Source organism: Rhodoplanes sp. JGI PP 4-B12 (genome assembly GCF_900188135.1).
Window position 1 is genome coordinate 1 of sequence record NZ_FYEN01000014.1, and the last position, 9825, is coordinate 9825.

Annotated in this window: 8 protein-coding genes; 2 read left to right on the forward strand and 6 right to left on the reverse strand. The window is 60.7% G+C overall.

Going from position 1 to position 9825, the window contains the following annotated elements; genetic code table 11:
* Positions 1-192, reverse strand: a 192-nt coding sequence (locus CFA80_RS00895) for a hydroxyethylthiazole kinase (protein ID WP_245281137.1), incomplete at its 3' end; no start/stop codon positions are given.
* Positions 193-357: 165 nt separating this feature from the next.
* On the opposite strand from CFA80_RS00895, the gene CFA80_RS00900 reads away from it, so the two are divergent.
* Positions 358-603 (forward strand): Lrp/AsnC ligand binding domain-containing protein, encoded by a 246-nt coding sequence (locus CFA80_RS00900; protein WP_088518495.1) that lies wholly within the window; start codon positions 358-360, stop codon positions 601-603.
* Here CFA80_RS00900 and CFA80_RS00905 read toward each other — a convergent pair.
* The 5 genes from CFA80_RS00905 to CFA80_RS00925 form a co-directional block, all read right to left on the reverse strand.
* Positions 581-1534, reverse strand: a complete 954-nt coding sequence (locus CFA80_RS00905) for a DMT family transporter (RefSeq protein WP_088518490.1) — start codon at positions 1532-1534, stop codon at positions 581-583. The two genes, CFA80_RS00900 and CFA80_RS00905, sit on opposite strands and share 23 nt — an antisense overlap.
* A gap of 25 nt (positions 1535-1559) precedes the next feature.
* On the reverse strand, positions 1560-2522 hold the full coding sequence (locus CFA80_RS00910) for a c-type cytochrome (protein ID WP_245281138.1): 963 nt from the start codon (positions 2520-2522) through the stop codon (positions 1560-1562).
* Between the two features lie 246 nt (positions 2523-2768).
* Positions 2769-3215, reverse strand: a complete 447-nt coding sequence (locus CFA80_RS00915) for a cytochrome c (RefSeq protein WP_088518491.1) — start codon at positions 3213-3215, stop codon at positions 2769-2771.
* A gap of 163 nt (positions 3216-3378) precedes the next feature.
* A complete protein-coding gene (locus tag CFA80_RS00920) occupies positions 3379-6549 on the reverse strand; it encodes a multidrug efflux RND transporter permease subunit (RefSeq protein ID WP_088518492.1) in 3171 nt (1056 codons plus the stop codon).
* 89 nt (positions 6550-6638) lie between these two features.
* Positions 6639-7814 carry an efflux RND transporter periplasmic adaptor subunit gene (locus CFA80_RS00925; RefSeq protein ID WP_088518493.1) on the reverse strand — a complete coding sequence of 392 codons (1176 nt, stop codon included), beginning with the start codon at positions 7812-7814 and terminating at the stop codon, positions 6639-6641.
* A gap of 228 nt (positions 7815-8042) precedes the next feature.
* Here CFA80_RS00925 and CFA80_RS00930 point away from each other — a divergent pair, with 228 nt between their 5' ends.
* The gene (locus tag CFA80_RS00930; protein ID WP_088518494.1) at positions 8043-9083 is read left to right on the forward strand and encodes a trypsin-like peptidase domain-containing protein; all 1041 of its coding nucleotides are present in this window, start codon (positions 8043-8045) and stop codon (positions 9081-9083) included.
* Positions 9084-9825: the final 742 nt, after the last annotated feature.

Genomic DNA, 9825 nt, shown 5'->3' on the forward strand with positions numbered 1-9825 from the left:
CATCGCAACCGCGCTCTCGATCGCGGATTTACGCTCGCGATCAAAGGTGCCGAGATTGACCAGGACCGCGTTGGCGCCAGCGACAAAAGGCCCGATTTCATCAGGCGAAATCGTCATCGACGGCACAGCGCCGGCAGCGAGCAGCATATTCGCCGTATATTGCTGGGCCACCGAATTGGTTATGCAATGCACGCGGGGGGCGCGCTCACGGATACGGGCGAGCACGTCGGCGGCAACATTGGCAAGCTCGATTGGTGCATGCATTTTTTATCCAGTCGCGCCGATTCTACAATGCTTCTTCGGGCTCGTGCAGTCCACCCGCTCTGGTATAAGATATGGATCGGGTCGGAGGCGCGCATGATCCCTTTTTTCGTGCAGATCAAATGCCAGCTTGGCAAAGCATACGACGTGGCCGGCAAGCTCGCTGATGCCGAGATCGCTTCCGAAATTTATTCGACGGCCGGGGACTTCGATCTCTTGGTCAAGTTCTATGTCGAGCCCTCGACCGACATCGGCCATTTCATCGCGGAAAAGGTCCAGACCATTCCCGGAATTGCCGATACGCGCACCATTATCACCTTTAAGGCGTTCGGAGCGTCGTAGCCGCCTCGCCTGGATGGAGGGCCCGTGCATGGCGGCGCTGCATCATTGCCAACCGGCGCTCGCGCCAGATCACGAATAGGCCTGCGGCCGCGATAATTACCGAACCCAAAACAATTGCTTGCGTCGGCGCTTCGCCGAACATCGCGTATCCAAGGATTAGTGCCCAGATCATCGACGTATAGTCGAATGGAGCGACTACGGACGCGGATGCATGCCGGTAACTTTCGGTCAGGAAAATGTGTCCGGTGCCGCCCAGAAAACCTATGCCGATGAGCGCGGCGAGCTCGGTCGGGGTTGGCCCGATCCAGCCGAACGGCCAAGTCGCCAGACCAGCGAGCGCACAGGACAGTGAAAAATAGAAGACAATCGACGAGGTGGACTCGCTCTCCGCCAAGCGACGGGTCTGAATGACAGTGCCGGCATTGGCCAATGACCCACCGATCGCATAGAGGATACCGACGAGGCTTGTTGCGCTCGCCATAGCGACAGTCAGTTCGTCACCCGAAAGGTGCGGCGAAAGCACCACCAGCACGCCGACAAATCCGATGGTAACGGCCGACCAGCGGTATACGCGCACACGCTCTTTCAGGATGAGGGCGGCCAGCGCGACGCTAAATAGCGGCGAGGTAAAGGCAATGGCGTTGGATTCCACAAGCGGCAGCCGCGCCACCGCGCCGAAATTGAAGAACATGCCGGCAATGCTCAGCATGCCCCTCCCCGCTTGTCCGAGCGGGCGCTCGGTGCGCACCACCGCGGCAAGCTCGCCGCGCCAAGCATAGACAACAAGGAGCGGCACGAGCGCGAATGCCGAGCGATAAAACACCACTTGCCCGATCGGATAGCGCGCCCCGAGATAACGGACCAAAGCCGACATCACCGCGAATAAAAGCGCCGAAACGAGCTTGAGCGCGATGCCTCGAGTCGGATTCATCGGGGTCAAGCGCGGCTACTCGGCATCACTTGATGTCCTGGTCTTTGTTCGGCGGCGGTGTGGGCCCCTGTCGCGGCGGCAGCGCTGCGACATAGCTCGCTATAGCGGCCCGGTCTTCCGGAGAAAGCAGCGAGGTGCTTCTGATCACGTCAGCCATGGCGCCGCCCGCAAAATCGCCCGATGGCATCATGCCGCCATCGAGAAAGCTCGCGATATCTTTCTCGGACCACTTCTCATCGTCACGCTGGAGTCCGACTGGCGTGATGTTCGGCACCCAGTCGCTGCCGTCCGGCGATGGCCCGCCGGCGAAGCGCTGGCTTTCGATAATGCCGCCGAGGACGTTTCGCGGGCTGTGGCATTCGGCACAATGACCCGGCCCGTTCACGAGATAAGCGCCGCGATTGTATTGCGCCGATTTGGACGGATCAGGCACAAAACTTCCCTCGCCCATAAACAGCAATTTCCATATGCCGAGCAGACGTCGTTCATTGGATGGAAACGACAACTCGTGGCGGCGCGACCTGCCCGGCACCGGCGGCAAAGTTTTGAGATAGGCAAAAAGATCGCGCACGTCATCGAGCTGCATATAGCGATAGGAAGTGTAGGGAAATGCAGGATAGAGATTGGTGCCGTGATCCGACGTTCCTTTCCACAATGCGGTGACGAAATTTGCCTCGGACCAGTTGCCGATGCCGTCCCTGGCGTCGGATGAAATGTTCGGCGCGTAGAAGACACCAAATGGTGATTTTAAGGCCAGACCGCCGCCAAGCCGCGTGCGATCGACCTTTTCGGGGTTGTCATTCGGCACAGCATGGCACGACGAACAGCCGCCAATGTTGAACATAGTTTCGCCATTGGCCAGATTCGACGTATGCGGCGGCAGCGCTGCGGCCGGGACAACCGCCGGCAGCGTCAAAATCCAAATCGCCGCGAGCGCAAAAATTGCGCCGGTCGCGACAATGAATACAAATGTCCGTAGCCGCGACACGTCAGCGCCTCCAGCACGATTGCGACGTGATACACGTTTGAAGGAGGCGGTGCAGCCCTATTAACGCATACCCGCTCTTCGGGGTGCGAACGCGTTAGCGGCAACCTCAATGTCGTACTAATTCGTGTTTGAAACGATTCCGGGTGTTCAACGGACAGGTTGAAGCCGCGTTGCGAGGCGCTCCGCCAAAAACCAAAGAGCGGGCAGTCCGCACGGACGGCCCGCCCTGCGCGCCCGTTCGCAGCGTCAGCTCGACTTGACGCGGAAGGTCTGATGACAGTTGCTGCAGTTCTTGCCAATGATTTGGAAACCGGCCTTCAAAGTATCGACGTCCTTGGTACTGTCCTGCGCCGCCTTGATGTCGGCGGCGAACTTGGCGATTGCCGCTTTGAAGTCGTCCATTTTTTGCCAGATCGCCGGAGCTGCGGTCGTCTTGTTGCCGGTTTTCGAACAATCTGGGAACAGCGTCGGCATTAGCGTGGCGTCTTCAGTAAAAGCCGCATAGATCTCTCGTACTTGGGCCAGGTCGAAGGGTCTCTCGCCCTTGATCATCTCCGTGCCGATCTTCGCCGCCGCACCGCTCTTTTTCATCAAGGTCTGACGCTTATCGATGATGTCTTGGCAGCTCTGTGCTGCAGCCGCGGTCACGCCGAGCATAAGAACAGCAAAAACAACAAGCAGTTTACGAAACATAGGGCGGTCTCCCTTCGCGGTTCATGGACTTGCTTTATGGATCCGCGGCCATTGCCGGCACCCGATCAACACCGTGTGTGCGGCGTTATTCCGGTAACGCGACAATAGCATTCCGGTGCCGCGACAATAGCCGATCGGAGCCGTTACCGCATTCAATTGACTGTTATTCGGCCGGCTCTGGAGCGTGCTGCCGCATTTTGCCACGGCGTGGACCGAGCTGCGCGATCCAACGCGCGATCACGTAAAACACCGGCGTGAATACCAGCCCGAACGCCGTCACTCCGATCATGCCGGAAAACACGGCGGTGCCGAGCGCCTGACGTAATTCTGCACCCGCGCCGATGGCCCAGACCAAAGGTGTGACGCCGAGGACAAACGCGAGCGACGTCATAAGGATGGGGCGCAAACGTAATCGGGTGGCCTCGACGGCGGCCTCCCAACGGCTATGACCGCGATCCTCAAGTTGGCGGGCGAATTCGACGATGAGGATGGCATTCTTGGCCGCAAGGCCGATCAGCACGACGAAGCCGACTTGCGTGAGTATGTTGTTGTCCATGCCGCGCAGGATCACGCCAGCGATGGCGGCGACGAGACACATTGGCACGATCATGATCACGGCCAATGGTAGCGTGAGACTCTCGTACTGCGCCGCCAGCACCAGAAACACGAACACCACCGCCAGCAAGAAAGCGAATGTCGCGGTGCTGCCCGCCCTGATCTGCTGGAAGGCAAGCGTCGTCCACTCAGTGGCAAAACCTTCCGGCAAAGTTTCGGCGGCGAGCCTGTCCATCATCGCGATGGCTTGGCCTTGCGAATAACCAGGCGCGGCAGCGCCGTCGATTTCGGCGGCAGGGTAAAGGTTATAACGCGGCACCCGATACGGACCCGCGATATTGTCGACGGTAGTGAACGAGCCGAGTGGAACGGTATCGCCGTTCGAATTCCGCACGCGGATCTTGAGTACGTCACTGACGTACTGCCTGTCTTCGTCGCGCGCCTGAGCAGTGACGCGGAAGGTGCGGCCGAACAAGTTGAAATCGTTGACGTAGGAAGAGCCGATATAGATTTGCAGCGCGTTGAACACGTCCTGCACGTTGACGCCCAAGAGTTGCGCCTTGGTGCGATCGATATCCAGATAAACCTGCGGCGTTGAGGTCTCAAACAGCGAGAATGTGCCGGCGATTCCCGGCGTTTGCGCCGCGCGGGTCACCAGCGATTCAGTGGCTGACCGTAATGCTTCCGAGCCCCGCCCGGCGCGATCCTCGACCATCATCCGAAAGCCGCCGGCGGTGCCGATACCCATGACCGGCGGCGGTAGCACCGGAATGATAAAGGCGTCTTGGATCGAGGATAGCCGCCGGAACAGCTGCGCCTGGATCGCCGCCGCCGACTGCCGGGGATCGTGTCCGCGCTTCTGGAAATCGTCGAGCACCAGAAACAGCGCGCCGGAATTCGGCGCATTGGTGAAAGTGGCGCCAGAAAAACCGACGATATTCGCGGCATGCACGACGCCCGGCACCTGCATTGCTATGTCGAGCGCGTGCTGCTGCACCGCGTCGGTGCGCGCCAACGACGCGCCAGGCGGCAGCTGTACCACGACGATAATGTAGCCCCGGTCCACTTGCGGAATAAACCCAGCCGGAGTGGTGCGAAAGGCGTTTAAGCCGACGCCGATGACCACAAGATACAACGCGACCATCAGTGCGGCGCGGCGCACTGTCCGCGAGGCCAGCCAGGCAATCCCAAATCCGACCTTGTCGAAAGACCGATTGAAATAGCCGAAGAACAGTTGGATCGGCCGTGCCCACCAAGCCTCATGCTGGGTTTCCTGGTGCGGTCTTAACAGCAGCGCACACATTGCTGGCGAGAGTGTCAGCGACACGATGAGCGAGATAATCGTGGCGCCTGCGATAGTCAGCGCGAACTGGCGATAAAACTGACCGGATATGCCGGTAATGAATATCGACGGCACAAACACCGCACACAGGACCAGCGCGATCGCGATCAGCGCCGATCCAACTTCGTTCATGCTTTTGCGCGCCGCGTCACGCGGCGCAAGCCCCGCCGCAATATTGCGTTCAGCATTCTCGACCACGACGATGGCATCGTCGACGACGATACCGATCGCCAAAACCAGACCGAATAAGGAAAGATTGTTGAGCGTGAAGCCGAACGCCGCCATGAAGAAAAAGCTGCCGACTAGCGACACGGGTATGGCGACGAGCGGAATGATGGCGGCCCGCCAAGTCTGCAGGAACAGAATCACCACCAGCACAACCAACACGATCGCTTCACCGATCGTGTCGATCACCGCGTCGACCGACTGCTGGATGAATTGCGTCGGATTATAAACGATCGCGTATTGAACGCCGGCTGGAAAACGCTGGGCCAACACTTTCATCAGGTCCGTGACGCCCTTGGCGGTGGCGATTGCATTGGATCCCGGTCGCTGAAAAACAGCGAGCGCCACTGCCGGGTCGTGATCGAGATAGGAGTTTGATGAATAATCGAGTGCGGCGAGTTCTACAGTGGCAACATCGCGAAGCCGCACCACGGCGCCAGGCGTCTCTTTGACTACGATCGCACCGAACTCATCGGGATTGTCGAGACGGCCAAGCGTTTGCACAGCAATCTGGAAGGCTCCGGGACGAGAAACCGGCGGTTGATTGAGCACGCCCGAAGCGACCTGGATGTTTTGCCCCTGCAACGCAATCGTGACATCGCTCGCGGTCAGGCCAAGCGATTGCAGCCGGTCAGGATCAAGCCAGATCCGCATCGAATAATCGCGGCTGCCGAATACTGTAATCGAGCCGACGCCGTCGACCCGCGTGAGCGGATCGGTGATCTCAAGCGTGGCGTAGTTGGAAATGAACAGCGAGTTGCGCGATTTGTCCGGCGAATACAAGTGCACAACCATCATCAGGTCAGGCGAGGCCTTGCTGACGGTCACGCCGATATTGCGGACGTCGCTCGGCAGGCGCGGCTGCGCAATAGCCACGCGGTTTTGCACCTGCACCTGAGCAATATCGAGATTGGTGCCGAGATCGAAGCTGACTTGAATCGAGAATCGTCCATCGGCCGTCGAATTCGACGACATGTACAGCATGTTTTCGACGCCGTTGATCTGCTGTTCCAGCGGCGTGACCACGGTCGATGCAACGACATCGGCGTTGGCGCCGGGATACTGGCCGGAAACGTTGATGATCGGCGGCGCGATCTCAGGATATTGTGCGACCGGAAGGCGCAGAAACGACACGCCGCCGAGAATGACGAAAACGACGGAGACTACGGCAGCAAAGATCGGCCGATCGATGAAAAAATGCGAAATGCGCATCTCAGCTACGCTCTACACGCCGCGCATTTGCACTGCGGCGGAATCCGAACCAGTAGTGGCGCTGCCGCTGTTCGCTCCACGATTACGTCTCATTGAGCTCTCGCTTCATCGCCGCTTTTGGGCGCCGGCGAGGCCGGAGCGTTCAGCTCGCGGGCATTGACCTTAATGCCGGGCCGCGCGTGCATGAGGCCATTGACGATCACACGGTCACCGGCCGCAAGACCATCCCTGATCACACGCAAGCCGTCGTCGAGCTGACCAGGGCTCACGTATTTTTGGCGCACCACGCCGCCATCATCGACAACAAGCACGTATTTGCGCGCCTGTTCGGAGGCAATCGCCTCATCGGGAACAAGCAATGCCAAATAGGGCGGTGACCCGGGCACCCGGATCCGGCCGAACATGCCCGGTGTAAAGACGCCGTCGGAGTTCTGGAATACCGCACGGCCGCGGACCGTGCCGGACGATTGGTTGATGGCATTATCGACGAAATCGATGTTGCCGGTGTGCCCGAAATCCTTCTCGTCGATGAGCTTGAGCGCGACCGGCACGTTGCCATTCAGTGCCGCCACCTCCTTGCTCGCCGAAGCGAACCGCGCATAGCGCAGATAGGACTGCTCGTCGAAAGTGAATTCGAAGCGGATCGGATCGACCGAGACGACGGTCGCAAGCAGCGTGGTATTGCCGCTGGTGCCGCCGGTTACGAGATTGCCGACCGAGACGCGGCGATCGCCGATGCGTCCATCGATCGGGGAACGCAGTTCGCTGTATTCGTTGAGATCGAGTTCGGCCGAGTGCACCATCGCTTCCTGCGCCGCGACCGCGGCTTCGGCGACGGTCTTGGCTTGCGTGCGCTGATCGTAAGTCTGTTCGGTGATCGTTTTATTTTGCAGCAAGCTTTGACCACGCTCGAGGTCAGCTTTGGCAAAGGCGAGATTGGCGCGCGCCTGAGCCAGATTGGCGCGCATCTGCTCGAGCACGATCTGAAACGGCCGCCGGTCGATGGTGAACAAGAGATCGCCCTTCTTCACCATCTGGCCATCGGTGAAATGGATCGCAGCGAGATAGCCGGATAGGCGTGAACGCATATCGACCGAACTGACGGCCACGAACCGACCGACATATTCGTCCTGATCGACCACGGTGCGCTGCACCGGTTTGGCGACGGTGACGGCGGGGAGGTTTTGTGCGGCGCCCTGCTGCTGGCCCTGGCCGCAGCCGGCCAGAGCCGTCGCGAGCAGCGCAGCTGCGAGACGCGCCGCCATAAGCGCGTTTACGCGCGTCTTAGGCGCACTATTGCCGAACTTCACGATAGTCCCCTCAACTCTCCGGGCATCATAGGCATCCGCAAACGGCAATCACACTGGCGCGGGCGCCGATGCGATCTGCCGATATCCGCCCTTCCCGCCAAGCGTCGCGCTCCCCATATGTGGGCCCACTCCCGAAACTCACCAAATCGGCCGGCGAGCGCCGGCCCAGGACTCTGATATTGCATGACAATCATCCCACTAAGCGACGCCCACCGCAGCGGGCGAAACGCCGCGCAAGGAGCCATCCTCCCGGACGATCAGGCGCTGCTTGACGCCTATTCGCGGGCGGTCATCGACGTCGTCGAGCGCGTCGGGCCCGCTGTCGTGCGGCTTGCGGTATTTAACGGCAATCCCGGCCGGCCGAGCCAAAGCGGTCAACCGCGCGGCGGCACCGGTTCGGGCGTCGTCGTGGCGCCCGATGGTCTGATCCTCACTAACAGTCATGTTGCCGGTACCGCGTCCCGCATTGAAGTCACGACCGCCGATGGCCAGGATTTGCATGCACGGCTGGTCGCCGACGATCCCGATACCGACCTCGCACTCATTCGCGTCGATGAAGCGGTTACGCTGCCATCGGCGTCGCTCGGCGATTCTAAACGCCTCAAACGTGGCCAACTCGTGATCGCGATCGGCAATCCGCTGGGCTTTGAGTCGACTGTGACCACGGGCGTCGTCTCGGCGCTGGGCCGTTCGCTGCGCGCGCGTAGCGGCCGGCTGATCGATGACGTCATTCAAACCGACGCGGCGCTTAATCCAGGGAATTCGGGCGGACCCTTGGTATCATCCCGTGGTGAGGTCGTCGGCATCAACACTGCGGTTATTTTGGGCGCGCAGGGCATCTGCTTCGCGGTCGCCGCGAATACCGCAAGCTTTGTGCTCGGCGAACTGGTTCGGCACGGCCGCGTGCGCCGCGCATTCGTTGGAATTGCCGCGCAGCAGACCGCGGTCCCGCCGCTGCGCCGCCGCGCGGCGGGATTGACCCAGGACGGTGCGGTCATGGTCGGCACCGTTGAACCGGGTTCGGCTGCGGATCGCGCGGGGCTGCGGTCCGGCGATATTATCGTCGCACTTGACGGAGCAACCATCGCCGGCGCGGACGATCTGGTACGCGCGCTCACGGGCGATAAGATCGGCCGCACTGTCGCAGTTGACGTGTTGCGCGGGATCGAGCGGCTCACGCTCGACCTCGTGCCAGAGGAGCGCCGGCGACCGATCCGGCAATGACGAGATAGAAGTCTGTTCGCATGGCGCGCTCCTTTTCCTCCATTGGCTGGTAGGCGGCCGTCATTGCGAGGAGCAAGCGACGAAGCAATCCAGAGCGGCACTTCAGACCTGGATTGCTTCGCTGACGCTCGCAATGACGATCCGTTCTCGCGGCGCGGCTGAGCGCCCGAGCTATGCCAAGCCATGGTCGTTTACTCGTCACCACCGGACTTGATCCGGTGGTCCATGCTGAGCTGCAGCGGGCAAATGCCGGTGGAAGCATTCGCAACCGAAGCTTCGGCATGGATTGCCTGGCGTAGACGAGCGAAGCGATGTCGTCCTTCGGTCGACTTTGTCCGGCAATGACGAACGGGAAGAACGGGAAAGAACGAAAGAAAATATCGGAGGCGAAACGCCGACAGACGCAATGGGAATTATGCCGTGCCTTCGGGCACGGCCGCGCCCCTTACGAGGGGCGCACGACTGTCGGCGTTCCACCGCGGCTCTCGCCAAAGGGACTTTCGTCGTCTTCGGCGCAACTTCAGGCCAGGCTTCCCGGGACGTGGCCGCTTTTGTTAGGCGGGCGTTACCCACCCCTGCCTGTCCCTAAGTCCAGCGAGCAGCTCGCACCCCGGTCGTAGTGCCGAGGGGTTGATGCCCAAAGCCGCCCGGGAGCGGGTTGCAAGTCCGCCCGCGGGCACCGCACTCGCCCCGCGATCCGGCATGCCTGCCGGCTACAGCGCGTCCGATTGATGGGCGAGAT

Coding starts and splice junctions, on each gene's coding strand:
- CFA80_RS00900 (WP_088518495.1), top strand. CDS start 358: ATGATCCCTTTTTTCGTGCAGATCAAATGCCAGCTTGGCAAAGCATAC.
- CFA80_RS00905 (WP_088518490.1), bottom strand. CDS start 1,534: ATGAATCCGACTCGAGGCATCGCGCTCAAGCTCGTTTCGGCGCTTTTA.
- CFA80_RS00915 (WP_088518491.1), bottom strand. CDS start 3,215: ATGTTTCGTAAACTGCTTGTTGTTTTTGCTGTTCTTATGCTCGGCGTG.
- CFA80_RS00920 (WP_088518492.1), bottom strand. CDS start 6,549: ATGCGCATTTCGCATTTTTTCATCGATCGGCCGATCTTTGCTGCCGTA.
- CFA80_RS00925 (WP_088518493.1), bottom strand. CDS start 7,814: ATGGCGGCGCGTCTCGCAGCTGCGCTGCTCGCGACGGCTCTGGCCGGC.
- CFA80_RS00930 (WP_088518494.1), top strand. CDS start 8,043: ATGACAATCATCCCACTAAGCGACGCCCACCGCAGCGGGCGAAACGCC.